Annotated in this window: 25 protein-coding genes; 12 read left to right on the top strand and 13 right to left on the bottom strand. The window is 58.6% G+C overall.

The features are described 5' to 3' along the window. Nucleotides 1-71: 71 nt before the first annotated feature. Nucleotides 72-833, bottom strand: a complete 762-nt coding sequence (locus KJQ12_RS06415; RefSeq protein WP_213483954.1) for an SDR family oxidoreductase — start codon at nucleotides 831-833, stop codon at nucleotides 72-74. Then, nucleotides 830-1,204 carry a MerR family transcriptional regulator gene (locus KJQ12_RS06410; RefSeq protein ID WP_213483953.1) on the bottom strand — a complete coding sequence of 125 codons (375 nt, stop codon included), beginning with the start codon at nucleotides 1,202-1,204 and terminating at the stop codon, nucleotides 830-832. Before KJQ12_RS06410 ends, KJQ12_RS06415 begins: the two co-directional genes overlap by 4 nt. Before the next feature lie 173 nt (nucleotides 1,205-1,377). Here KJQ12_RS06410 and KJQ12_RS06405 point away from each other — a divergent pair, with 173 nt between their 5' ends. After that, on the top strand, nucleotides 1,378-1,794 hold the full coding sequence (locus KJQ12_RS06405) for a hypothetical protein (protein ID WP_213483952.1): 417 nt from the start codon (nucleotides 1,378-1,380) through the stop codon (nucleotides 1,792-1,794). Between the two features lie 209 nt (nucleotides 1,795-2,003). Here KJQ12_RS06405 and KJQ12_RS06400 read toward each other — a convergent pair whose 3' ends face one another. Beyond that, nucleotides 2,004-2,330, bottom strand: a complete 327-nt coding sequence (locus KJQ12_RS06400) for an ArsR/SmtB family transcription factor (RefSeq protein ID WP_213483951.1) — start codon at nucleotides 2,328-2,330, stop codon at nucleotides 2,004-2,006. A gap of 1 nt (nucleotide 2,331) precedes the next feature. Beyond that, nucleotides 2,332-2,763 carry an SRPBCC family protein gene (locus KJQ12_RS06395; protein WP_213483950.1) on the bottom strand — a complete coding sequence of 144 codons (432 nt, stop codon included), beginning with the start codon at nucleotides 2,761-2,763 and terminating at the stop codon, nucleotides 2,332-2,334. Nucleotides 2,764-2,940: 177 nt separating this feature from the next. Between KJQ12_RS06395 and KJQ12_RS06390 the strand changes: the two genes are divergently transcribed. The 6 genes from KJQ12_RS06390 (at nucleotide 2,941) to KJQ12_RS06365 (ending at nucleotide 9,761) form a co-directional block, all read left to right on the top strand. Next, nucleotides 2,941-4,422 (top strand): spore germination protein, encoded by a 1,482-nt coding sequence (locus KJQ12_RS06390; protein WP_213483949.1) that lies wholly within the window; start codon nucleotides 2,941-2,943, stop codon nucleotides 4,420-4,422. After that, nucleotides 4,419-5,576, top strand: coding sequence for a Ger(x)C family spore germination protein (locus KJQ12_RS06385; RefSeq protein WP_213483948.1), 1,158 nt, complete (start codon nucleotides 4,419-4,421; stop codon nucleotides 5,574-5,576). The genes KJQ12_RS06390 and KJQ12_RS06385 overlap by 4 nt, the downstream gene beginning before the upstream one ends. Nucleotides 5,577-5,598: 22 nt before the next feature. Further along, nucleotides 5,599-5,838, top strand: coding sequence for a hypothetical protein (locus KJQ12_RS06380; protein WP_015256190.1), 240 nt, complete (start codon nucleotides 5,599-5,601; stop codon nucleotides 5,836-5,838). Nucleotides 5,839-5,867: 29 nt separating this feature from the next. Further along, nucleotides 5,868-6,974 carry a GerAB/ArcD/ProY family transporter gene (locus KJQ12_RS06375; protein ID WP_213483947.1) on the top strand — a complete coding sequence of 369 codons (1,107 nt, stop codon included), beginning with the start codon at nucleotides 5,868-5,870 and terminating at the stop codon, nucleotides 6,972-6,974. A gap of 36 nt (nucleotides 6,975-7,010) precedes the next feature. Further along, nucleotides 7,011-8,117 (top strand): GerAB/ArcD/ProY family transporter, encoded by a 1,107-nt coding sequence (locus tag KJQ12_RS06370; protein WP_244860466.1) that lies wholly within the window; start codon nucleotides 7,011-7,013, stop codon nucleotides 8,115-8,117. Between the two features lie 99 nt (nucleotides 8,118-8,216). Continuing rightward, complete coding sequence (locus KJQ12_RS06365; RefSeq protein WP_213483945.1) at nucleotides 8,217-9,761, top strand: sensor domain-containing diguanylate cyclase; 1,545 nt, start codon at nucleotides 8,217-8,219, stop codon at nucleotides 9,759-9,761. 57 nt (nucleotides 9,762-9,818) lie between these two features. Here the strand turns inward: KJQ12_RS06365 and KJQ12_RS06360 are convergent, their stop codons facing one another. From KJQ12_RS06360 to KJQ12_RS06335, 6 genes are all read right to left on the bottom strand, one after another. After that, nucleotides 9,819-11,807 (bottom strand): ABC transporter permease, encoded by a 1,989-nt coding sequence (locus KJQ12_RS06360; RefSeq protein ID WP_213483944.1) that lies wholly within the window; start codon nucleotides 11,805-11,807, stop codon nucleotides 9,819-9,821. Then, entirely contained in the window at nucleotides 11,800-12,567 is a 768-nt protein-coding gene (locus tag KJQ12_RS06355) for an ABC transporter ATP-binding protein (protein ID WP_015256185.1), read from the bottom strand. The genes KJQ12_RS06360 and KJQ12_RS06355 overlap by 8 nt, the downstream gene beginning before the upstream one ends. 137 nt (nucleotides 12,568-12,704) lie before the next feature. Next, nucleotides 12,705-13,709, bottom strand: a complete 1,005-nt coding sequence (locus tag KJQ12_RS06350) for a sensor histidine kinase (protein ID WP_213483943.1) — start codon at nucleotides 13,707-13,709, stop codon at nucleotides 12,705-12,707. A gap of 2 nt (nucleotides 13,710-13,711) precedes the next feature. Further along, a complete protein-coding gene (locus KJQ12_RS06345; RefSeq protein WP_213483942.1) occupies nucleotides 13,712-14,383 on the bottom strand; it encodes a response regulator transcription factor in 672 nt (223 codons plus the stop codon). A gap of 107 nt (nucleotides 14,384-14,490) precedes the next feature. Continuing rightward, complete coding sequence (locus tag KJQ12_RS06340; protein WP_213483941.1) at nucleotides 14,491-15,216, bottom strand: CPBP family intramembrane glutamic endopeptidase; 726 nt, start codon at nucleotides 15,214-15,216, stop codon at nucleotides 14,491-14,493. Nucleotides 15,217-15,273: 57 nt separating this feature from the next. Further along, on the bottom strand, nucleotides 15,274-17,544 hold the full coding sequence (locus tag KJQ12_RS06335; protein ID WP_213483940.1) for a dienelactone hydrolase family protein: 2,271 nt from the start codon (nucleotides 17,542-17,544) through the stop codon (nucleotides 15,274-15,276). 151 nt (nucleotides 17,545-17,695) lie between these two features. Between KJQ12_RS06335 and KJQ12_RS06330 the strand changes: the two genes are divergently transcribed. Both KJQ12_RS06330 and KJQ12_RS06325 read left to right on the top strand, forming a co-directional pair. After that, entirely contained in the window at nucleotides 17,696-18,424 is a 729-nt protein-coding gene (locus KJQ12_RS06330) for a response regulator transcription factor (protein WP_213483939.1), read from the top strand. Then, a complete protein-coding gene (locus tag KJQ12_RS06325) occupies nucleotides 18,414-19,874 on the top strand; it encodes a sensor histidine kinase (RefSeq protein ID WP_213483938.1) in 1,461 nt (486 codons plus the stop codon). The genes KJQ12_RS06330 and KJQ12_RS06325 overlap by 11 nt, the downstream gene beginning before the upstream one ends. A 4-nt stretch (nucleotides 19,875-19,878) precedes the next feature. Here KJQ12_RS06325 and KJQ12_RS06320 read toward each other — a convergent pair whose 3' ends face one another. Then, nucleotides 19,879-20,922 carry a DUF1835 domain-containing protein gene (locus KJQ12_RS06320; RefSeq protein ID WP_213483937.1) on the bottom strand — a complete coding sequence of 348 codons (1,044 nt, stop codon included), beginning with the start codon at nucleotides 20,920-20,922 and terminating at the stop codon, nucleotides 19,879-19,881. A 104-nt stretch (nucleotides 20,923-21,026) separates the two neighbouring features. Beyond that, nucleotides 21,027-21,584: an NADPH-dependent FMN reductase gene (locus KJQ12_RS06315; RefSeq protein ID WP_213483936.1), complete on the bottom strand. Its 558-nt coding sequence runs from the start codon at nucleotides 21,582-21,584 to the stop codon at nucleotides 21,027-21,029. Nucleotides 21,585-21,871: 287 nt separating this feature from the next. Between KJQ12_RS06315 and KJQ12_RS06310 the strand changes: the two genes are divergently transcribed. After that, a complete protein-coding gene (locus KJQ12_RS06310) occupies nucleotides 21,872-22,273 on the top strand; it encodes a DoxX family protein (RefSeq protein WP_213483935.1) in 402 nt (133 codons plus the stop codon). Between the two features lie 44 nt (nucleotides 22,274-22,317). Then, nucleotides 22,318-22,695, top strand: a complete 378-nt coding sequence (locus tag KJQ12_RS06305; RefSeq protein ID WP_213483934.1) for a VOC family protein — start codon at nucleotides 22,318-22,320, stop codon at nucleotides 22,693-22,695. A 381-nt stretch (nucleotides 22,696-23,076) separates the two neighbouring features. Here the strand turns inward: KJQ12_RS06305 and KJQ12_RS06300 are convergent, their stop codons facing one another. Then, nucleotides 23,077-23,547, bottom strand: coding sequence for a MarR family winged helix-turn-helix transcriptional regulator (locus KJQ12_RS06300; RefSeq protein WP_213483933.1), 471 nt, complete (start codon nucleotides 23,545-23,547; stop codon nucleotides 23,077-23,079). Between the two features lie 234 nt (nucleotides 23,548-23,781). Here KJQ12_RS06300 and KJQ12_RS06295 point away from each other — a divergent pair, with 234 nt between their 5' ends. Then, nucleotides 23,782-24,969 carry an FAD-dependent oxidoreductase gene (locus tag KJQ12_RS06295; protein WP_213483932.1) on the top strand — a complete coding sequence of 396 codons (1,188 nt, stop codon included), beginning with the start codon at nucleotides 23,782-23,784 and terminating at the stop codon, nucleotides 24,967-24,969.

Genomic DNA, 24,969 nt, shown 5'->3' with positions numbered 1-24,969 from the left:
GCCGAATGAAAAAAGCAGCCCCACGTTGTGAGCTGCTTTCTCTGTGCCGGATGCGGTTTTTCTCGCGGCGGTTATCGGATCTCGTCTTTCATCGCCTGATACATTTTCTCCGTGTATGCGTCGATTTCGTCCCGGGACATGTGCAGACGGGCGGCGGAAGTTCCGTAACCGATCTCCGTCTTGCCCTCCGCCAGCGCTTCGAAAATGCCGTCCGCGAAGGCATCCAGCGGTTCTCCGTGCGCATGCAGCCCCGTCCCGCCCAGATCGGTGTTGACCGCCGGCGGCGCCACTTCAATCACTTCGACGGCCGTTTCGGAAAGCTGGTGCCGCAGGCTTACGGTGAAGGAATGCAGCGCCGCCTTCGTCGCCGAATAGATCGGGGCGATCGCCAATGGCGTAAAAGCGAGGCCGGAGGTGACGTTGATGATCGCCGCCGTCTCCTTGGCCGCGAAATAGGGGGTGAACAGCATGGCCAGATGGCAGGGCGCTTCGAGATTCGTCGTGATTTCTTTGCGGTAATCGTCCCAATGGTTTCGCGCATCCGCTTTGAGCACATTGTAGCGCATCTGAATACCGGCGTTGTTCACCAGCACGTTCACGTCCGGATGGGTGGCGGTCACCCAATCGAACAGCGCCGTCCGCTCGGATGCCGCATCCAGATCGCACACGCGCGTTACAAGACCGGGGATTTTCTCTCTCGCCTGCTGCAGGACATGTTCCCGCCGGCCGCAAATGATGACGCGATTGCCCGATTTCGCGAACCTTTCCGCGAACGCCAGGCCGATGCCGGAGCCTCCGCCGGTGATCAGGATCGTATTTCCAGAGAGCCTCACGTGGTTTTCTCCTCCAATTGTTTGAGATAGCGGTCGATTTTCTCATCAATGGCGGGCAGGTATCCGGTCAACATCGCAATTTCTTGCAGCACCTTCTGTTTATGTTTCCGCATCATGTCGAGCCGTAGTTCGAGCGTGGCTTCTCCTTCCACGATCCACGCCATGTACTGGCGGATGCTGCTGATCGGCATGTGCGTGTTCTTCAGGCAAATGACCGTTTGCAGGAGCGCCATCTGCGTCTCCGAGAACATGCGCCTGCCCGCCTCATCCCGCTCGATCAGCGGCAGCAGGCCTTTCTTGTCGTAATAGCGCAGGGTCGTTTCCGGAATGTTGCACAGGGCTGCCGCTTCGCTGATGGAATAATACTTCATTCGGAGGCCTCCAAATCGGCGGTTGGTTGTCGACACGACCATCATAAAGGTTAAACCATGGTCCAAGTCAACAGCACCGAACAGTTAAAGGTTGGCTAAAGGTTCGCCCTTTATGATCAGTCGTGCAGGACAGCGCTGACTGCGAAAAAAAACAAAACGGAGGGACCGCGAAAATGAAATTCAAGAACATGAGCACGCTGATCGCATGCGGGGCGCTCGTCGCCGCCATCGGCGCCGTGTCGGTATCCGCATCCAGCCCGTTCACGACGCTGCAGGTCAAAGTCGAAGACGGCGTGAAGCAATACTCCACGGACGACGGCAGGACGTGGAGCACCGATGCGCCGGAAGGCGTGACGGAAACGACGGATGAAAGCGGCAAGGTGACCATCACGAGAGGAAACGCGCCCGCGGACGGGGAAGCGGACGGCCGGAAGTTCTACACCTCGCAACATGGCGTTGACGAAGGCGCGCAAGAGAGCGTGATCGACGGCGAGGCAGGCCAAGCCGGCCTGTTGATCAAGGTGGAGGACGGTGTGAAGCTGTATTCCACGGACGGCGGCAAGACGTGGAGCGAGCAGCCGGTCCGGTAAGACAGCCGAATGAAAGGTCCGCAGCGCGGATGCGACGCATTGCTCCGCACTGCGGATCTCTTGTTGTTGCCGGCAGGAGTTACTTTGATCATCTCCGCGAGCAGCAGGCCTTGAAACCGGTTGACTGCAAAACCTATCGGCACGGCGTGGTCGGCCTGCGCTACCAGAGAGAATGACAGGGAAAAGAGCCGGGCATGCGACCGGCTCCGTTACTCGTCGACCGTCTCGACGAAATGTTTGAGATTGGCCATCTTCTCGTCCCAGTATTGCTCGAAGAAGGCCAGCCACCGCTTCAATTCGACCAGGGGGTCGGGCCGCAGCCTGTACCGCGTCTCGCGCCCGACCCGCCGGCTGCGGACAAGTCCCGCATCCGACAGCACATGCAGATGCTTGTTCACGGCCGTGCGCGTGATCGGGAAGCGTCCCGCAATCTCGGCGATCGCCATCTCCCTGTCCGCCAGCAGGATCAGCATGCTTCTGCGGGTAGGGTCCGCAATGGCGTGGAAGACGTCATGCTTGGCAGCGGGATGGGCCAATTCAAGCCATCCTTCCGATATAGGCGGGGAGAGCTGCCTTGACGATCTTCTCCCATCCGCCGTCCATGATGCCGCGCACGACGGGGTGCGGCTGGCCGAACTCGGTCACCTTCCCGGGGTCCCATCCGGAATGAATGAGGGTGAATTCGGTCTTGCCGTCCTCCAGCGCCTTCAGTTCAAACGTGATATGCCAGTCTTTCCCCCAGTCAAAACCGACGCGCCGGGGAGGGTCCACCTCCGTCACCTTGCATGGAGAATCCCCGAAATGTCCGGTGTGAAGCACGAACTCATGACCCACCACGGGCTCGAACGTATTGTCCATCCACCATCCGGCAATTCCTTTCGATGTGGCGACCGCTTTCCATACTTTCTCGATCGGCGCGTCCAGCACAACAACCTTCCGGATTTCAGGCAGCGTTTTCTGTGCTTCCATGGATCCCAACTACCTCCGCCTCTAATATAACACCTTAAGGTGTTACGTTGATTATAACACCAAAAGGTGTTATGTCAAGTGGAATCCGAAATGCCCGCCGGTTTCCAACATTGCATATTTTTGCGCCCGACGGCGAAACCTGATACGTGAAAATCATTCCATGCACAAGGTGCGGCCATGAACATCGAACCGACCTACAAAATCACGGATCTCCCCATATCGCAGGACGTCGGGGAGAACATCCGGCATCTGAAAGACATTTTCAAAAATTGCGCAGACATCGTGTACGAGCACATCGCCGCCGGGCCGGACATGTGCTGCTCGGCATGGATTGTGTATTGTGAAACCCTTGCCGACCAACAGAGCTCGTCCGACATCCTGTCCGTGCTGCAGAAGTTGGAGATGCACCGGAGGGGCAACGGGGAGATGATCACTTCGGAGAGGATCCGGGAATGGTTTGAATTTCATGGCACGATTGACCGTTCCTACTTCATTCACGACTCCCTGGATGCGGTCGTCCGCATGGTGCTGCAGGGGCATGTCGTCTTTTTCATGGAACATTGGGACCGCGCCGTCAGTTTCGACGGGCTGAAGCTGGAAACCCGGGGCGTGGACGAACCCTCCGCCGAACGGGCGGCGATCGGACCGCGGGAAGGCACGGTCGAGAAACTGTCCTTGAACGTCGGCTTGCTGCGGCTGCGGCTGCAGACGCCGGATTTCAAGATCGTCAAGATTCCCAGTGCCGGCCGGAAGACGGGGAAAGAGGTTGTGTACGGCTATCTGGACGGCGTTGTTTCGCCCACGGTTCTTGAGCAATTTGAACAACGCATCGTCAAGGTGAAAGACTGCGAGCTGATCGATACGACCATGGTGGAGAAGCTGATTCAGGATTCCGCCTGGTCCCCTTTCCCGCAATGCCGTTACACGGAGCGGACCGACGCGGCCACCCTGGCCCTGCTCGAGGGGAAAATCATCGTCATGACGCAAGGGTCGGGCGTGGTGCTGATCTGTCCTGCGCTGCTTGTCGAATTTCTGCAGTCCATCGAGGACTACTATCACCGCAGGGGCTTTACCTTTTTGATCCGAATGCTGCGGATTGCGGCGTTTCTTATCGCGCTGTTCCTGCCCAGCATTTATGTCGCGCTGACAACCTTTCATTCCGAGCTGATCCCGACCGTGCTCCTGCTCGCCATTACGAATACGCGGGAGGGCATTCCGTTTCCGGCCGTCATCGAGGTCATCATCATGGAGTTTTTCTTCGAACTCTTGAGGGAAGCGGGCATACGCCTGCCGCAGGCCGTCGGTTCCGCCGTCAGCATCGTGGGGGCGCTGATCATCGGCCAGGCGGCCATCGATTCGGGCATCGCTTCCCCGATGATGATCGTCGTTGTCGCGCTGACGGGCATCGCCTCCTTCTCCATTCCGCAATACAATTTCGCCATCGCGCTGCGGCTGTTGAAAATTCCGTTTATATTGCTCGCGGCATCGCTGGGAGGGTTCGGGCTTATGATCGGCATTCTGCTGCTGCTGATGCACCTGTGTTCGCTTCGTTCGCTCGGGGAGCCGTATTTTGATCCGGTCGGACCGTTCCGCCCGCGCAAATTCGGCTTGCTGTTCAAAGCCGCGGACCTCAACAAATCGGGACAGGATGCGGCATGAAGGCGTGGTGCTCTCTGATCGTATGGGCCGGCATCATGCTGCTGCTCACCGGATGCTGGAGCCAGATGGAGCTGACCGAACGGGCCTTTGTCCTGGCCCTTGCCATTGACAAAGGCGAGAAGGACGTCCTTCATGTCACGTCCCAGATCTACCGGCCGGCCAGCCAATTCGGCGCGCCTTCCAACCAGAGACAGGCATCGGCATTTGTCAACGTAACGCTGGACGGTTCGAGTGTGTCGGAGGTCATACGCAATACCAAGACCGTGTCCGGCCGGCACTCCCAATTCAGCCATATCCAGATCATTCTGATCAGCGAAGAGGTCGCGCGGGAGAGGCTGAGCAGCATTCTCGATTTCTTCTTCCGCGATCCGGAAATCCGCCTCGGCACACCCATCATGATCACCAGAGGGGAGGCGCGGGATTACTTGACCGGCCGCCCCATGATCGAGAATACGGTCGGCAGCCAGGTGTTCAAACAGTTGGATTTCTCGCACTACCTTGCGGGGAGATCCATCAGTACCACCATCCTGGATCTGGCGTTCCAGCTCAAAAGCGAGTCCGAAAGCGCCATGCTCCCCATTATCATGAATGAACCGGAATACAAGCAAGACGTCGTGCAGGGCATTGTGCTGGCGAAGCCGGACAAGATAGTCGGAAGGATCGCGCCGGACAAAGCGGCGTATTTGCTGCTGCTGGCCAATGAGTACCATTATGGCATTCTGGATATTCCGTGCGGCCGGGAAAGCGATTTGTCGGAAACCCTTGAAGTTGTGCAGGCGAATTCGAAGATCACGCCGATGCTCCGGGGCGATAAGGTGTCCGCCCGGATCGATGTGAACATCAAGGCTTCGATCGGAGAACTGGCCTGCACAATGATCCGGAATATGGCGGACGAAGACCGGTACGCGAAGAAAGCCGAGCGGCATTTCAAAGAACAAATGGAGTCCGCCGTAAGCGCGATACAGAAGAAAAAAACGGACGTGCTCGGCATCGGACACAAACTCTATCTGCGCCATCCTTCCCGGTGGAAAAAAATAAAGCCGGAATGGCCGGAACGTTACGCCCGCATGCCGATCGAGATTAACGTCAAGGTGGACATCATGAATTCGAAGATGATGAGTCCCGGTCCGTTCTCCCGCATCGGCGAGGATTGAACCGATTGGAGGTTGCAAGTCCATGATGGAGCGCGTGCTCGTCCTGCTCCTTACGGGCGTTGCCTTGTTCGCCGTCAACGCATCGCGCGTCAGACGCTCCGGCCGGCGCGAAAGATGGATTCTGGCATCGTTCGGCGTGCCGGCCCTTTATCTGGCTGTGATGTACCTTACGGACAGCGACTGGCCCAACCTGCATGATCTGGCCAACCAGTCGCTCGGACGAATCGCCCATCTCATCGTGAAATGGCTCGAACAAACCTGATGATCCCCGAACGGAGGCTGCGCTAGAGGATGAGGGCGCTCGGCAAGCAGACCATCAGTGCCGGACAATTGGCCATCTTGTATGTCAGCTATATGATCGGATCGTCCATCATCAATATTCCGAATCCGATGATCCATTTCGCCGGCAACATGGCCTGGCTTTCCATCACCGTGTCCGCCTTGATGGGCATGCTGCTCCTGAGCCTGGTTCTGTATTTGTTCCGCTGCTATCCGGACGACGAGTACACCGCCTGTTTGAACCGCGTCTACGGCAGATGGATCGCCGGCGTGTTCATCGTCCTGCTGATCCTGATGCTGTTTCTCATGTTGGCCTATATTATCCTTGACATCGGGGACTTCTTCACCAATACCATGATGGTGGAAACCCCGATGTATGTGTTCAACACGCTGACAATCGTTGTTGCCGCCTATACCGTTTATGCCGGCATCGAAGTCATGGGGCGGATGTTCTTTCTGCTGATGGGTTCCATGATGCTGGCCGTCGTGGTGATCGTCTTTCTGGCGGTTCCGCTCACAAGAACCGAGACGCTGCTTCCCCTGTTCACCGAAGGAATCAAGCCTGTCCTTCACGGCATTTACTTCTCATTCGGCTTTCCCTTCGGGGAACTGTTCCTGTTCTCGGTCATCCTGCCGTTCGTAAGGAAGGACAGCAGGCGGGATGCGGGGAAGTGGCTGTATGCCATGACCGCCTTGAGCTGGCTCCTGCTGCTGACCGTCGTCATCATTACGTTGATGACCCTCGGGCCGCTGGCCGGCGACCGGAAGTTCTCCCTTTTCGCCGTCGCGCGGCTGATCAAGGTCGGGAATTTCATGGTCGGCCTTGAAGCCATTGTCGGCATCGCCCTGATTGCCGGTTCCTTCACGAAAGCCACCATCGTGCTATTCATTCTCAATTATGTGACAGCCCGCTTCTTCAAGCTGGACGACGACAAATTGCTGCTGCCGGCCATTTCATTTCTTACCTTCCTGCTGTCCATGACGATGTTCCGGACAGAGGACGAATTCAGCTTTGCCGTTCAGGTCGGATGGCCGTTCGTTGTCATGACCGTGGGCATCATTCCGCTCATGCTGGCCGCGCTCATCACCTTGCTGAGACGAAATATGGGGCGCCGGTAAAGGATAATCACAGATTCCGAACGGAGGCATCGCTTGATGAAGGGGCTCGGCAAGCAGACCATCAGTGCCGGACAATTGGCCATCTTGTATATCAGCTTTATGGTCGGATCATCCATCGTCTATGTTCCGAACCCGATGACCCAGTTCGCCGGCAATATGGCCTGGCTTTCCATCACCGTGTCCGCCTTGTTGGGCATGCTGCTCCTGAGTCTGGTTCTGTATTTGTTCCGCTGCTATCCGGACGATGGATACACCGCCCATTTGAACCGCGTCTACGGCAGATGGATCGCCGGCGTGTTCATCGCGCTGCTGATTCTGATGCTGTTTCTCATGTTCAGCTATATTGTCCTCGGGATCGGGAACTTCTTCAACAACACCATGATGGTGGAAACCCCGATATACGTGTTCAACGGGCTTACGATCATTGTCGCCGCCTATACCGTGCATGCCGGCATCGAGGTCATGGGGCGGATGTATTTTCTGCTGACGGCCTCCATGATGCTGGCCGTTGTGGTGATCGTCCTTCTGGCGATTCCGAGCGCAAAGACCGAGACGCTGCTTCCCCAGTTTGCCGAAGGGATCAAGCCGGTCCTTCACGGCATCTATTTCTCGTTCGGCTTTCCCATCGCGGAGCTGTTCCTGTTCTCGGTCATCCTGCCGTTCGTAAGGAAGGACAGCAGGCGGGATGCGGGGAAGTGGCTGTATGCCATGACCGCCTTGAGCTGGCTCCTGCTGCTGACCGTCGTCATCATTACGTTGATGACCCTCGGACCGCTGGCCGGCGACCGGAAGTTCTCCCTTTTCGCCGTCGCGCGGCTGATCGAGATCGGCAATTTCTTGCTCGGCCTTGAAGCGGTTGTCGGCATCGCCCTGATCTCCGGCTCCTTCATGAAAGCCACCATCGTGCTTTACATTCTCAATCATGTTACGGTCCGCTTCTTCAAACTGGACGACGACAAATTGCTGCTGCCGGCCATATCGTTCATTGCCTTCCTGCTTTCCATGACGATGTTCCGGTCGGAAGCCGAATTTGTCTTTTCCATTTACGTGGTATGGCCGTTTATCGTCATGACCGTCGGCATCATTCCGCTCATGCTGGCCGCGCTCATCACGTCCGTGAAGCGAAAATCGGGGCAAAACTGACAGGGGTCATCTGTCGAATCTTCCCGAATGGGTGTACAATAGAACGGAGCTTGCGGAACATCTGCGGCATCCCCAATCAGCAGAAGGAATGGTGAAACGATGTCCCTGGCGGTTTCCGTCGCTCCGTTGGTGACCCATTTCGTGCCGATCGTCTACTTTGTCTACATTCTGATGGATGTGCTGTCCCGCAGCCGCAAGAGAACGGAGTATCTGCTGGTCGGCGGCATCATCGCCTGCTGCCTGTCCATGTTCCTCGAGGAATTCGTCCGGCATTATCTGCCCATTGAATACAGCCCGATCATCACGGCGGCGTGGTTCAGCGTGTCGGGGATTACGATCGTCGGGCTGGGCCTGCATCTGTTTGTCAAGCTGACGAACATCGAGCACCGATTCCCGAAATTCATCTACCCCTGGCTTTTTTACCTGCCGACGGCACTGGTGATCCTCAATCTGTTCCTCAATGACGAGATGGTATCGGGAAGCGCTTTCCAACAAGCGGGCATCTGGAAGATGCCGGAGTACAATACGGCCTACTATGCCGCCATGTTCGGAAGCAACGTGTTCAACGCGGTCTACATCTTCATCCTGTGGCGGGGCATCGTCCATACCGGCCAGAAGGAGCTCCGCGAAATTTACAAGCAATTGATTTACGGCGTGCTGATCACCGTGTTCTTCAATCTGGTGATCGGAACGATCGATTTCAAAGGTTACCTGCCCCCGTATCCCTACATTTACGGCACCTGGGTGTGGTGCGTGTTCCTCCGCCATACAATGAAAAAATACGAGTTCCTGAACCATGTGGAAATCCGTTTCGAGAAACTGTTCAACATGAGCCCCGCCGCCATCGTTCTCACGGACCTCGCCGGCCATGTGCGGGAAGCGAATCCCGCCGCCCGGAAGTTGTTCGCGGCGCTCAATATCCGTCACGGGAACATTTCGAATATGCTGCAGGGCGAGCTGCTTCACCGCATCCGGAACCAAACGGCCATCCAGGACGTCGCCCTGTCCGTCCATGGCGGAGCCGGCCCGGTCGAACTCGTCATCGACGGGGACTACGTATCGGTCGATTACCGTCCCCACCTGATTCTGATCATGCGGGATGTCACCGCCCAGATGGCCGACCGGCGGGAACTGGAGTTCATGGCGTATCACGACATGCTCACGAAGCTGCCGAACCGGAAGCATTTCTTCGAGCAGCTGGGCAAGGCATTGGCCGAGGCCGGGCCGTCCGGCGAGCGTCTGGCGGTGATGATCTTCGACCTCGACCGGTTCAAGGCGATCAATGACCGGTTCGGGCATTCGGCCGGCGACCGTGCGTTGCTCCAGGTTGCCGATTCGATCCGTGCCATGCTGTCGGGGGACGACTTTGCCGCGCGCCTCGGCGGTGACGAATTCATCATCTTCTTCCGGTCCGCCTCGGAGGACCGGGTGGTTCGGAAGATTGGCGAGCTGCGCGCGCATCTGGCCGGCAATCCGCTGGCCGCGGGCGGGGAAAGCCATCCGATTCACATCAGCATCGGCGTGAGTTTCTATCCGGAACACGGCCGCGACAGCGACACCCTGCTCAACAATGCGGACAAGGCGCTGTATCGCGTCAAGCACGGCGGCCGCAACCACTACGCGTTCGCGTCGGAAGCGGAGTGAGGGCATGGAACGGCAAGAGCCTGCCGAGGGGCAGGCTCTTGATTGAGTTGCTCCATTTTAACGAACGATCCGGTAATACGTCCGCGCCGTCAGGCTGTAGATCATCGCATAGCAGACCGCGAACACCAGAATGGTCAGCGCGGTGCAGATCGCATACAGCGGGACGTTGGTCATGTTGAAGATGGTCAGCAGTTTGCAGATGACCGGGAACGCCGCGGCGATATGGATGACGGCCATGATGAGCGGCAGGAAGAACACGGACAGCACCTGGAAGCGGATCGTTTTCTTGATCTCGCCGCGGCTCAGGCCGACCTTCGACATGATCGCGAAGCGCTCCTTGTCATCGTACCCTTCCGAAATCTGCTTGTAGTAAATGATCAGCACCGTGCCCAGGATGAACAGCGCGCCCAGGAACAAGCCGAGGAAGAACAGTACGCCGTACAGCGAGATGAATTCATTTTTCGACGCTTCACGTCCTTCCACGAATACGTGAACGGACAGATCCCTCATCACGTACTGCAGCGAGGACACGAGGTCGGCCTGCGCCTTCCGGTCCGCCTTCGTATCGAACAGGTAGTTGTATTGGAAACCCGGAAGCCATTCTTCGCCCTCGTTCAAAGCCTGCCGGGCGCGGTTCAGATCCTGTTCATCGGCCGTGACGATCACGTAACTCTGCGCCAGCATGCTGTTCTTGAGGGGAGAGAACTCTTCAATCGTCTCCATCTTGTCCAACCGGCCGCGGATGTTCAGGGAATAGCCGCCGAAGTCCAGCGTTTCGCCTGGCAGCTTTCCCTTCACGATATACACGAGCGCTTCGCCTTCGGACAGCTCGACGCTGACGCCCTCAATCCGGTGATATTCTTCCGCCGTGATGAACATCAGCATGGAGAGGCCGGAACTGCTGAAACCCGCACTTCGGATCCCGGTGAACGCATTCCCGTCCTGAATCGCCGCTTCCGACGCATAGCGCAGACGGATCGGATTGTGGATGGACAGCCCTCTGATTTTCACGGTTTCGGCAATCGCGTCGTCCACTTGCTTGATATCGTCGGGTGTCGTATCGCTCGCGGACACGGAGATTTCCCGAATGTAATTGGTGCGGAGAGAGTCTTCCAGTCCGATGTACAGGGACACGGTGGACGACACCATGACGATGACCATCGTGGCCAGGATGCAGATGCTCGCGAGGCCCGCGGCGTTCTGCTTCATCCGGTAGATCATCCCGGACACGGCGATGAACGGATTGGTGCGGTAGTAGAACCGCTTGTTCCGCCGGAGCGTCTTCAGGACCGCGATGCTGCCGGCCGTGAACAGGCAGTACGTCCCGATGATGACCAGAATGACCGCGACGAAGAACAGATTGAGGGCCGCGAGCGGCGATTTCACCGTAAGGGCAATGAAGTACCCGCCGCCCAGCGCGGCCGCGCCGGTGAGCGCGATCAGCCATTTGGTCTGAGGCTCTTTCTCCCCGACATTGCCGCCCTTCAGCAGTTCGATCGGCTTGGACACATGCACCTGGAAGACGTTGTACACCAGGTTGATCAGGAAAATGGCGCCGAACAAGATGACGGTGATGGAAACCGCCCGAAGCGGGACTTCAAAGCCGAAGGATGCGTTCATCGCCAAAATTTTCAGCAGGAGCAGCAGGGCGAGCTTGCTGAACAGCACGCCAGCGATCAGGCCCAGCCCGATGCAGAGCAGGCCGATCATCACCGTCTCGAGCAGCATGATCCGGGCGATATGCTTCTTCTCCATGCCCAGGATGTTGAACAGCCCGAACTCTTTCTTGCGCCGTTTGATCAGGAAGCTGTTGATGTACAGCAGCAGGATGAAGGCGAAGATGCCGGTGACGATGCTGCCGAGCCCCAGCACCGCGGACAATGTCGAGCTGTCGTGCATGCTGTTCACATCTTTGGACAGCAACAGGTACAGCAGGTTGTAGAACATCATGACCGTCGCGGAACTGGCGAGAATGTACGGGAAATACGTCTTCGAATTTTTGCGGATGTTGGTGACGGCGAGCCTCGTGTAGAACCCTTTACTCACGGCGGTCACCGCCTGTCGCGATCACGGTCAGCGCGTCCGAGATGTTCTGGTAGAATTCGTGCCGCGATTTCGAAGCTTTGTAGATCTGATGGAACACTTCCCCGTCCTTGATGAACATGACCCGGTTCGCGTGGCTGGCCGCCTTCGCGCTGTGCGTGACCATCAGAATCGTCTGCCCCTGGCGGTTGATCTCGCCGAACAGATTCAGCAGCTCGTCGCTGGACCGCGAGTCCAGCGCGCCGGTCGGCTCATCGGCCAGAATGATGCGCGGATGGGTGATCAGCGCCCGGGCGACGGCCGCCCGCTGTTTCTGTCCGCCGGACACTTCGTACGGGAATTTGTCCAGGATCTCCGAGATCCCGAGCGTCCGGGCGATCGGGAGGAGCCGTGAGCTCATCTCCTTGTAGGATTTTCCGGCCAGCACCAGCGGCAGGAAAATATTGTCCCGCAGCGAGAACGTATCGAGCAGGTTGAAGTCCTGGAACACGAATCCGAGCTGATCCCGGCGGAACGCGGAAATTTCCTTCTCCGGAATGGACGTCATGCTTTTGCCGGCGAGCAGCACCTCCCCGCTGGTCGGCTGATCGAGCGCCGCGAGAATGTTGAGCAGCGTCGTCTTGCCCGAGCCGGATTCCCCCATGATCGCGACGAACTCGCCTTCTTCTATCGTGAAGGACACGTTCGACAGCGCCTGTACCTGGTGCTTGCCGAAGCGGGTCGTGTACACCTTCTTCAGATTTCGCACATCCAAGAGTGCCATGGTTGTTCCTCCTTCGCTGATTTCCACACCTCCATCGTACAAAAAAAGAAAATGCGCAGCCTTAAGCTTGGCTTACATTTTCTCAGGCAAGCTTACATGTTTGTAAGATTGCGGCGCAGTCTGCAGGGCAAAGCCCGCTACCTCACATCCAGCAGGGCGCTCTCCAAGCCGAGGATCACCTTCGTGCCCCGGCCGACCTCGGACTCGATCTCGATCGTGTGGGACAGTTTGTCCATGATGCGCTTGCACAGATAGAGGCCGATGCCGGTCGATTTCTTGTCCGCGCGGCCGTTGAACCCGGTGTACCCGTGCTCGAACACGCGCGGCAGGTCGGCCGGGTCGATGCCGATGCCGGTATCCTCAATAACCAGCGCTTGCGGCCGGTTTGGATGCATGTAGATCGAAATTTCCCCCTGTGGGGTATATTTCAGCGCGTTGGAGAGCAGCTGCTCGAGGACGAAGACGAGCCACTTCTCATCCGTCAGGACCTCGGCGTCGACCGGGTCGTAGTTCAGCCTGATCTGCTTGCGAATGAACGATTTGGCGTATTTCCGCACCGCCTGCTTGATGCAGTCGTCCAGCGATACCGTGCGGAACACGAAATCCGTTCCGGTGCCCCCCAGCCGGATGAATTGCAGCACCATCTCCGTATATTGCTCGATGCGGAACAGCTGCTCGGCCAGCTCGTCCTTGTCGGGGGCGCTGTCGGTCTGGAGCAGCAGCCGCATGGCGGCGATGGGCGTTTTGATCTGGTGCGCCCAGATCGTATAGTACTCCACCATCTCCTGGAATGCCCGGTCTTTGTCATAGACAATCCTGCCGCGCTCCTTGTCGAGCAGGCGGATCAGTTCCTGGTAGTCCCGTTCGATCAGGCTCGCGGTTTCGGGCAGCGGCACGGCGGGTACGGTAATCTGGCCGCGCAGTTCTTCCAGCGCCCGGTGTTTCAGACAGAAATGACGGAAGCGAATGAAGCCGACGGCGAGCAGGAAAAGCGCGGTCAGCACCGAGGCGTAACCGACCGTTTCGGCCGGCAATTGGTACAAGGCGATGACCGCAAGAAAAATGCCCGCCGATCCCGCGGCCGTCAGGATCAGGAGGAGATTCTGCTTGACGTAGGCGGCGAGCAGTTTCCAGCGGCTCATGCTCATTCCACCAGATAGCCGAGCCCTTTTTTCGTGACGATCCATTGTTCCAGCCCCGCTTCGGCCAATTTCTTGCGCAGCCGCGTAATGTTGACGGTCAGCGTGTTGTCGTCAATAAATTGGTCGCTCTCCCACAGCCGCTGCATCATCTCGTCCCGCGAGACGACCCGGCCGGCATTCTCCATGAGGAGCTGCACGATCTTGAAATCGTTCTTCGTCAGCTCGATCTTGTGGTTCTGATACGTCAGCGTGGCGTCATTCAGGTTCAGCACGACGCCGTTGTGTTCGAGGACGCTCACCTGCCCCTGGAAGGAGTAGGTGCGGCGGAGCAGCGCGCCGACCTTCGCCGTCAGCACGTGCAGATCGAACGGCTTCGCGATGAAGTCGTCGCCGCCCATGTTCATCGCCATGACGATGTTCATATTGTCGGAGGCGGAGGAAATGAAGATGATCGGCACCTTGGAGAACTTGCGGATCTCGCTGCACCAATGGAAGCCGTTGTAGAAGGGGAGCGCGATATCGAGCAGCACAAGCTGCGGCTCCGCGCGCAGCACCTGATCCGCCACGTTGTGGAACTCGGTGACGCAGGTTGCGTCATAGCCCCACTGGCTCAGGTGCTCGCTGATCGTTCGGGCGATCGTCAGATCGTCTTCGATGATCATGATCTTGAACATGGCCGTCCCTCCATGGGTTTATTATAGAGGGTTTGGGGGCGGGGGAGAAAGAAGAGAAGGAGTGGAAAAGAAAACCCGGTCCGCATCGGGACCGGGCCAGGCATGGGTTACATGACATTGAACAATACCGGAAGCAGGATCAACTGATTGATGACATGGGTGGAGATATGTCCGAGCATCGCATAGGCCAGTCCGTGTTTCCAGTACAGATAGCCGAATCCGATGCCTGGCAGGAAATTCAGCAGCATCGTGCGGGTGACGGTCACGGCACTGAAACCGAACAGTTGCACAGCGGCAGGAAGATGTCCTGCTGCAAAAACGAATGCGGCAATGATGATTCCCGCGATATAGACGCCGCTGCGATCCGCGGATTTCATCAGCCGGCCGAGCAGCCAGACGATGACCGTCATGAGCCCGAACCGGAGAAGAATTTCCTCGATGACGCCTCCGTAGAGCACGCTCCCGAGAAAGTACAGCCAGGAAAACTCAAAACGATCCGGGAGCCCCAACGCTTCCGCGAATATCAGCTTTTCCGGAATGGCGATCAAGCCGGCCGACAACAGTCCGATGCCTGCCGCCGCAGCAATGCTTCTTCTGCTGACAACAAACGGTTTGTTCAGGTTGACTTTCGGTGAAGCCCACGCTCCCGCCAGGGCGGCAACACTCGCCCATGCCGCGGTCTGCAGCATGGCGAGCAGCACAAGCACTTGCTTCGAACCCAGTTGGGCGACGATCATAGCTTCCTGATCAGGGGTCAAGGTCATCGTCTGCTGCAATCCCAGTACGGCACCTGCCGCCAGTCCCAGCACCAATGCGGCGAACACTTTTTTCACAGTCAGCACCTCTTTGTCGTTGTCATAGGGTTATGGATGGTCAACTTTTCCAATCTCTCATTCGTCCGCATGGCTGACGGCAACGTCGTCACGAATGCCGACATCGCGCAGATAAATGGAGCCTGCGGCGGTTTTGTCAAATACGAGGCGGATCCGGCTGAGCCGCTCCGGCTGGAACGCCGGATTGACGCGGCTGAAGTCGGACAGCCGGAATGCGAAGGTTTGAAATACCGGCTCCCTGGTCGGCATCAGCGACGTCAACGGCCATTTCACAATACCGCCTTCCAGCATCGGTAGCAAGCCTCCGGCGGCGCTCAGCGGCATGGAAGCGGTGTTGCCGTGCACATCCTCGACCTGTACGGTCAGATCCGTCATTTCTTCCCGCGCCTCCGACCGGTCCGCCACGGAGAAGACGATCGAGCCATCCGGCGGGACGGCAAGCCCGGTATCGGGCAGAACGATCGTATAGGAGGGCGTGCCGCGGGCCCGGTCCCGGTCCCATCCGAGGCGAACGGCGCTGTACGGACCGGGGGCGAATTTCATTTCGACCTTTTCTTCTTTCCATTCCGCCAGCTGCTCGCCAATCAGTTGACCGCCGGGCAGCGTGGTCGTGGTGAGATCGATATCTTCGTCGAAGGTGCTGACGAGCGTCGTCCGGGAATCCGCATAATCGTGGATGTACATCGTATCCGGCAGCCATTCCCTTGCGTGGCCGAGATCCTGGAAGATCGCGCGATATTCCGTCTTCTCGTACAAGGTTGCCTCGAGGAAGGACGAGATCAGCACCTTCGCCGCCTGCAGCTGCTCTTCCTGCGGGATCAGCTGGGCTCGGTTATACAGCAGGTTGCCGAGTCCCGGCGCATCGCTGCGGCCCCATACCGTGTTGAATTGTCCGTGATTGGCCCCGTAGATATAGACCGACGCTTTGAAATAGTCGCTGCCCGGCGTAAAGCCGATCCGGCTGTACTGTGCGGCTCCGGCGAAGGAACTGACATCCATGTCGTGGGAGCCTTGAAGGGCGAGGTAGTTCAGGTCGGTCAGCTCCGTCGGCCGGCCCGCCGGCTCGTATTGGCCGTCAGTGCCCGCCAGCGAGATGACGGATCGGATGCCGAAACCGTAATCGAACGCGATGCCGCCGTTCTCCGGCGATGCCGGCAGCCGGTTGTAAGCCGCCGCCACGGTCACCGCCTCGCCGCCGCGGGAATGGCCGATCAGCGCGATCCGGCTCATGTCCGCTTTGCCGTGGAACGGATTGCCTTCCGTCCCGTTCCATTCTTCCCACACCTTCAGGTGCTCCAGCATGAGCCAGCCGCGTGCCGGGTTTTCGTTCTCCAGCACGTTCAGCATGAACAGGTCGTCGAAGGGCGACGTATTGAGAAAATTTTCGTCGATCGACACGACGATATAGCCGCGGCTCGCCAGCAGTTCCCCCAGATAGGCATACCCCGGGTCCGAATAATCGGTGGCGAGATGATTGCCATGCACGATCATCACGAGCGGGAACGGCCCGTCTCCGTCCGGATACCAGACGAGCCCGTTTAACGGCATCGCTTCAGGTCCGAAGCCGAATGTCTTCGTACGGAGGGAGGACCAGTTCGCCACGAAGGCCGAGCCGTCCACCGGCTCCGTGATGAGCGAATCTTCCGCGTTGAAGACGGCGCGGTAGCTGTCCTTGCTCCCGTAGGTCAAGGTGCGCACCGGATACGGCCCCGGCTCCGCCGGATTGTCCAGCACGGCCGGGTAACGTTCAGCCGGCTTCGTGACCGACAGCCGGTAAGGCTTGGCCAGCTTCGCGCGCCCGTCATCGACCAGCCAGGTTCCGATGCCGATCGTCATCACGGCTGTCACCGCCGCGGCGATGCCGGCCGCCGTCTTCTTCAGCGTCTTCGCCTCGCGATACGCGCCCCGCATCCACCGGTACACAAGCGCACCCGACAAGGAGCAGCCCGCCAGTATGGACAAGGTGACGATCACCATCACCGTCATCGGGCCGATGAAGCTGATGAACAACAGGATGAAGGAAGCAATCGCCGGGCCGATGTACCTTGAAGGGATGCGCTTGGCAACATGCAGCAGGCCCGCGATACCGCCGCTGATCAGCGCGATGGCGAGCAGGAACACGGCGGTTCCGATCACGTAATCCCCCGGTCCCCGCGACCCGATCAGAAGATAGCTCTGGACGAGAAAAAGGATGCCGGCGGTTCCGGAGAGCGCGATCGCCGCCCCCTTCCATCCCGGAGACAGCGGAGGCAGACGCCGGACGGTCGTCATCAGCCGCTTCCGCCAGGTCCGGTTCATGACACGTTCAGAAAGCTTGGTTTCAGCCATTTCATGACCTCTCTCCCAGGTGAATGTTGCTGCCAAGCTCAGGATAGAATCCGTGTCTTTCCGCCTCCTGTCGCCTTCCTTAAATTATCCTTACATGGCAGGAGATCGGACGCGCGGTGCGAACATTACGAGGTGGTGAGGTGGTGCGGCGATGCGCAAAACGATACTGCTGGTCGACGACGAACAGGACATCGTGGACATGCTGAAACTATTTCTCGAGCCGGACTATGACGTTCTCGAAGCCTCTGACGGACAGGCCGCGATGGAGATGTTCGCCCGCGCGTCGATCGACCTGGCGGTGATCGACATCATGATGCCTTATGTGGACGGTTTCAAGCTCCTGCAATGGATACGGAAGTCTTCCACGATCCCCGTGATTGTCTTGTCGGCGAAAAATCAGGAAGCGGACAAAATTGCCGGACTTGGTCTCGGCGCGGACGATTTTATCTCCAAGCCGTTCAGTCCATTGGAAGTTGTGGCGCGAATCCAGGCGCATTTGCGGAGAACATATGAATTTAACGAAGCGGGTGCGGCGGGAACGGGGGCGAACGCGGTTGCCGCGGAAACAAGGCTTGGCGAGCTGGTCCTGGATCATGAAGCGTGCCTGTTGTACAAGCGGGGGGAGCCGATCGTGTTGAGCGCGATAGAATACAAGCTGCTGAAGCTGTTCATGAGCAAGCCGGGGCGCATTTATACGAAGAAACAAATATTCGAGCAGGTGTGGTCCGATTCGTATATCGCCGATGACAACACCATTATGGTGCAGATCAGCCGGCTCAGGGACAAGATCGAGGATTCGCCGCGGGAGCCCTTTTACATCCGTACGGTTCGCGGGCTCGGATACCGGTTCGCGAAGAAGGAAGAACTCAATGCGCCGTAAACCGAGAAAGCTGTCCGGGATGCTGCTCAGGAGCTATATCCTTTTTTCCCTGTCGCTTGGCGTAAGCTTCATCGTGTTGCTGCTGTTTTTCGTGGCGAGGACCAACGCGCGGATGCCCGCCGAAGATATGTCGCTGCTTCAGGCCCATGCCATCGCCCGTCCGGATCAGGCCGATATCCGGACCGATGCGATCGAGGCGGTGGATGGCTGGGTGGAAATTCTCGACGAGCAGCTGCGGATTCTGGAGGTCAGGGGGGAGAAGCGGGACGGTGCGGCGGCGGGCTATACGGAGCGGGAGCTGAACGCGCTGTTTCATGATACGGACGACAATCCGTTCTACGCGTCGATCGCGCCATTCCATACGAATGACGGAGAGCGCCGGTACGTCCTGGTCAGGCTGCCGAAACAGCATGTCCGGACGGATGTCGTGCTGAGCGAGATGACAGCGGCCAACTGGAACATCTTCTGGATCGCGCTGGCCGAGACGGGGGCGTTGTTCGTCCTGCTGTTCGGGCTCAACGTGTACGTGTACAGCCGCCTGACCGCGGTCAGATTGACCAACCCGCTCGGCGCGATTGCCGCGGGCATCCGCAGCATATCGGACGGGCGCTACCATGAGCGGCTTCGCGTCGAAGCGAATTACGAGCTTGCGCAAATCCAGGAGAGCTTCAACAAGATGGCGGAAAAGCTGGAGCAAGCCGAAGCGGACAACCGGCGGATGGCCGAGAGCAAGCAGCGGATGCTCGTTCATATTTCGCACGATTTGAGGACGCCGATCACGACGATCCGGGGTTACGCGGAGGCGCTTCAGCACGGGGTCATCAAGGATGAAGCCGCGCGGCAGCGGACGCTCAGCCTCATCCACGGCAAGACGAAGCTGGTCTCGGAACTGATCGACGACGTGTTCGAGCTGGCGAAGCTGGAGGTCCCCGACTATCCCGTCGCCAAGACGACATGCGATCTGGCGGAGTTCACGCGCGAAATGGCCGTCGACCATTACGATCTGTTCGAGGAGAAGGGGATGGTGTTCGAATGCGACATCCCGGCGGACGAACTGCCCGTGCCGATTCATGCGAAACTGCTGTACCGGGCGATCTCGAATCTGCTGGCGAACGCGCTGAAATACAACCAGCCGGGGACGCATGTACGGCTGTCGCTCATCGACGGTCCCGGCGAAGTGCGGCTTGAGGTCGCCGATAATGGCATCGGCATTCCCGCCGAATTGCGCGCCCGTGTGTTCGAAGCGTTCGTCCGCGGCGACGCCGCGCGCAAGAGCGACGGCGGATCGGGGCTCGGTTTGACCATCGCCAGGCATATCGCGGAGAAGCATGGCGGCAGACTCGAGCTCGACAGCGGCGGCCGTTGGACGCGGTTTGTGCTGACATTGCCGAAGGCGGGGGAGACGGCTGCGTCCATGGGCGGCATCAGCGCGGCGGAGCGGAGAAGGTAAGGGACTATTTTCGCCTGACGCTGTAATAGCGCAGCCCCGCCGGGATTCCCCGGACCTCCAGGACGCCTGCATAGATAAGCTCCCGCAGCCGGTATTCAAAATAGGCGTCACCGATGTCCTGTTCGCAATGGCCGATGGCCGCCCCGACTATGCGTGCGGCTTTGACAAACCCGCCGGCATCGGCAGCGTTCGTCACCTGTTCCAGCATCTCCAGCAGGTACGGGTCAAAATGATCCGCCGGAACCTCCCGCACCGCGCCGTCCCGCCAGATGCGCAGCACGCCGCCCTGTTCCGCGATCGCCGTCCACTCTTCCGCAAGCCGCCGGATGTCGCCGGCGGACAGCCGGCTGCCGTGTTCCGCTTGCAGGAGCGCTTCCCGCAGCTTGTCCGGCACGATTTCACCGGATCGTCTGTAGGTTTCGGAATGATCGGGACGCTTGTCGAGCGTATCGCAGATCGCGCAGGCGTCGCATACGCGGATGGCGTTGGGCTTATGGCGGAGCAGATGCAGCGCGTACCGCATGCCCGTCTGCTCATATACGCTGCGGCTGGCCCAGACGATGATTTCCGCCTGCTCCGGAATTTGATCCAGTTTCCGGAGCAACGCGTCGTATTCTGCTTCGGAATCCGCGTCATCCTCAAGCGCGGCCGCGATGTTGTGCTTGAACCAGTCGCGCCGCGCCTGCCGGCCTTCCGGCGTGTCGAGGCCCCCGATCGGGCCGATGGCGTAATTGTCATTCAGCGTGACGATCTTGTGCGTATCTGCCCGGCCAAGCTCCCGCAGCGCCAGCTTCATGCTGCCTGCGAAGGATTCGCCCGTCACGATGTGGACATGGGTGCAGCCGGGATCCGGATCCCAGGAAAGCTTGCGATCATCGTACGTCATCAGCCGGTCGTACAGCTCCATCAGTCCGGCGGCGGCGCCTTCAGGGGACGCCGTCTGTTCTTTCAGCAGCCGGATCTGGTGCAGCACAAGCCGCAGGATCGACTTCGCGTTGTCGGGGCTCAGACGATCGACGGCTTTTTTGATGTCCATGATTTCGTTCATCCGCTCCAGCCTCCTCTTATAAAGGATCTTACCCGTTCGCATCCCCCCAAGACAAGACGAGAAGCCCTGCACATCCGTACAGGGCTTTGCTCGACGGCGACTGTTTATTGCTTCGCTCTCAGCGGCTTTAACGCCGCGCTCCAGGCGATCAGCTGATTCAGCATTTCGTTCACGGTCTGCCGGTGCCGCTCGGCCGGCTTGAAGACGGTCATGTTTTCGAAGTCGGTGAACAGGGACAGCGTCGGATGCGTCCGGACGTCCGCGATCATCAATTCGCCCAGTATGCCCCGCAGATGCTCCGCCGCGCGCGCGCCGCCCGTGGAGCCGTAGCTGACGATGCCCGCCGCCTTGTTGTTCCACGCCTCGCGGGCAAGGTCGAGCGCGTTTTTCAGCGCCCCCGTGATGCTGTGGTTGTATTCCTGCACGATGAAGACAAACCCGTCGAGGCTGAACAGCTTCTCGTTCCATCTGGAAACGGCGGGATCCGCATCGTCCGTCGTGCCGAGAAAGGGCAGATTGTAGTCGGCGATATCCACAATCTCATACTGTGCGTCGCCGCGCATGTCGGCGATGCCTTTGACCCATTCGCCCACCTGCGGGCTGACCCGGCCTTCCCGCGTGCTGCCCAGGATGATGCCGATGTGCAGTTTGTCGTTGGACATTGTATTTCTCTCCCTCCGAATGTGATATCCCGCCATGCTTGAGAAGAAGGCAGTTTCTTGAAAGCTGGTATAAAATAACATACCTGATGACCGGCGGAATTATGCAAGGCGCTCTGCCGCCGCACCGGCCGAATGTGGTGGAGATGAAGGGTGGGAGCATACCGGGATGGCGCAATGTGAAGAAAAAATAGCAGGCGCATCGGAAATTTGGGACACCGCCGATGAATTGCCCGGTCGGTGTTCGTCAATACAGGTGAACGGCTCCAGTATAAAGGAGGTGAGGAACCATGAAATGGGCAGTCCGCATTCTGCACATCGTGCTTGTTCCGCTCATGGGGTTCGCCGGCTTCTTCAAGCTGTCGTCCAGCGCGGAGACGATCAGGGAAATCTATACCGATCCGCTTCAATCGATCGGTTACAGCGTCGGGTTTATTTATGCAATCGGGTTTTTCGAATTGCTTGCGGCAATCGGCTTGATTGTCGGGTTGTGGAGAGCCGCGATCGGCTACGCTTCTCTCGGTGTCATTTTCATCATTCTGCTGGGGGCGGTCGGGTCGAGTCTGATCGCAGGCCTGTACGCCGAGGCTGTCTCGCCGTTTATCGTAATGCTTCTCACCGCCCTGGTGTTCCTGGGAAACCGATATGTGTCGAATCACTCGCGAAGGAGCGCCGGACTCTCGCGGCAATGACATCGGCGGATTACATTTTTAATTAAATAAAGGAGCGATAAACCATGATACAAAAACTCGGTCAAGTCATGTTGTACGTCAACAATCAGGATCAGTCGAAGGCTTTCTGGACAGAGAAACTGGGGTTCAAGGTCAAAGCGGAAGAGGACAACGGCGAGGGCATGCGGTGGATTGAAATCGCCCCGCCGGGCGCGGACACGACCATCGTGCTGCAGAACAAAGCGTTCGTCGCCAAAATGCATCCCGAACTGAATCTCAGTACGCCGTCCCTGATGTTCTATACGGACAATGCGGAACAACTGTACAATGACTTGAAAGGCAAGAACGTCAAGGTCGGAGATCTCGTGGAGATTCCCGGCGGCAAGGTATTCAATTTCGCGGATGAGGAAGAGAACTATTTTGCCGTGATGGAGAGAAAGTAAGGTTCGATTTAAAAAGCGGCGGAGGAGCCTCAACAGGTCTTCCGCTGCTTTCAGTTTTGGCCGGCGACATCAGATGCGGCGCGTCTTGTCCGGATATTTTTGGAGTGTCATCCGAAGCCGAAAGCTATATCTGGTCGGATTCGGTGACGGCGGAGCTGGCCAAGCTGATGAAAGATTTCCACGATGCGACGGAAGGATTTGCATCAACCGCGCATTCCCCTCGCGGATTCGCTTTCTGTGCGCCCTGTTGTCTGACCGCGCCGCAGCCGGCGACCCGGCCTTTTTGAAAATGGTGGAGGAAGGCCATCTGGATCATTACAGGAAGGAAGTGGACTTCCTTGAGCGGCACTTTGACGACTGGATGCGGACGAATGAAAGGAGTTAATCCCTCTTCAACCGCTCCGCCTGCCGGGCAAGCACCTGAATGGAGCGTTCGATGTAATCGAGGATGAGCCGGAGCTCGTCCGTGCTGTAACGGGAGAACAGCTCGGCCATCTCTTCGCCGAGGGGGCCGAAGACGCCCGCGAGCGGATGGAGATTTTCCGGGATCGGCTCGACGTAGACGATGCGCAGGTCGTTCGGGTCCTTCGCCCGGCGGACGAAGCCAGCTTTCTCCAGCCGGTTGATCACGCTGGTGATGGCGCCGGTCGTCAGCCCCGTGAGCTCGGCGAGCTGTCCGGCCGTCGCCCGGCCCATGCCGAGCACAATGTCCAGGCATTTGTGGTCGGTGATGTTGAGGCCCAGATATTTGGCCGCCGCCTGGTGGAAGAAGACGGTCTGGGTCGACAGCCGCCGGGAAGCTTCCAGCAGGGATTCGAAAAGTTCCGGCGGAACAAATTCGCGATGATTCATGGACGATCCATCCTCCGATCATGGCAATGGTACCCCGACCGAAGTCCAGATTCAAGACCGGGCTCTGGCCGGTATTGACAATTCGCTCGTTGTGCGTAAGATGGAGTTAGATATCTTAATTATTAAGATATAGCAAACCTTCACCGGATGCAAATCCGGCAACCTGCGGCGTAATATCTTAATTATTAAGATAAATGCCGGGTTGACTGCATTCTCAAGGAGGAGATCATGACCATGGAAAACAGGAAAGCGATCATCATCGGCTGCGGCATCGCCGGGCCGGCCGTTGCCATCTTCCTGAAGCGGGCCGGGTACGAGCCTCACATCTACGAGGCGCAGCCGGGCCATGACGATTACACCGGCCTGTTCCTGAACGTGGCGCGCAACGGTCTGCGCATCCTGCGCGAGCTGGGCGTGGAAGGCCGCATCCGCGAAGAAGGCATCGAATTGCGCGCCATGAACTTCCACAGCGGCAGCGGCAAGTGGCTGGGCAAGATCGAGGACCCGTCCGGCGAGCCGCAAGGGTTCACGGTCAAGCGGGGCTTCCTGCACAAAGTGCTGCGCGAAGCGGCGCAGCAGGAAGGCATCCCGATCGAATTCGGCAAGCGGCTGGCCAATCTGCACATCGCGGGCGACCGGGTGACCGCCCTCTTCGACGACGGGACGTCCGCGGAAGGCGATCTGCTCGTCGGCTGCGACGGCATCCATTCGCGCACGCGCCGGCTCATTCTGCCCGACGCTCCGGAGCCGGATTACACGGGCTTGATCAGCTTCGGCGGCTTCGCGCGCGGCGTCGACATCCCGCACGAGCCGGCCCAGCACATGGTGTTCGGGAAGAAGGCGTTCTTCGGCTACCTGGTCAAGCGGGATGGTGAAATCTACTGGTTCGGCAATCTCGACTATCCGGGCAGACCGTCGCGCAAGGAATTGCAGTCCATCCCGCAGGCGGAGTGGCGCCGGGTGCTTGACGACCTGTACCGCAACGAGATTCATCCCGTTCCGGACATCATCCGGGCGACGAAGAGCGAGATCGGCGTCTATCCGATCTACGACCTGATGTCCGTTCCCTCCTGGTACAAGGGACCGGTCGTGCTCATCGGCGACGCGATTCACGCGACCTCGCCCAACGCGGGGCAGGGCGCATCGCTGGCGCTGGAGGACGCGCTGGTACTTGCCCGCTGCATCCGGGACAACCGCAGCCCGGAGGCTGCGTTCCGGCAGTTCGAACTGCTGCGCCGGGAACGGGTGGAGAAGGTCGTCAAATATTCGAGAACCATCGGCCAGCGCAAACATGCGACGAATCCGGTGCAGGTCTTTTTCCGCGATCTGATGCTGCCGTTCTTCCTGAAGCAGGCGAGCCGTCAATCCAACGCCTGGCTGTACGATTACCGCGTGGATTGGCACGACAAGGTGCCGGTGTGA

The sequence above is a fragment of the Thermobacillus xylanilyticus genome (assembly GCF_907165215.1).
GTDB classification, from domain to species: Bacteria; Bacillota; Bacilli; order Paenibacillales; family Paenibacillaceae; genus Thermobacillus; species Thermobacillus xylanilyticus.
This window is presented reverse-complemented; position numbering and strand designations above follow the sequence as displayed.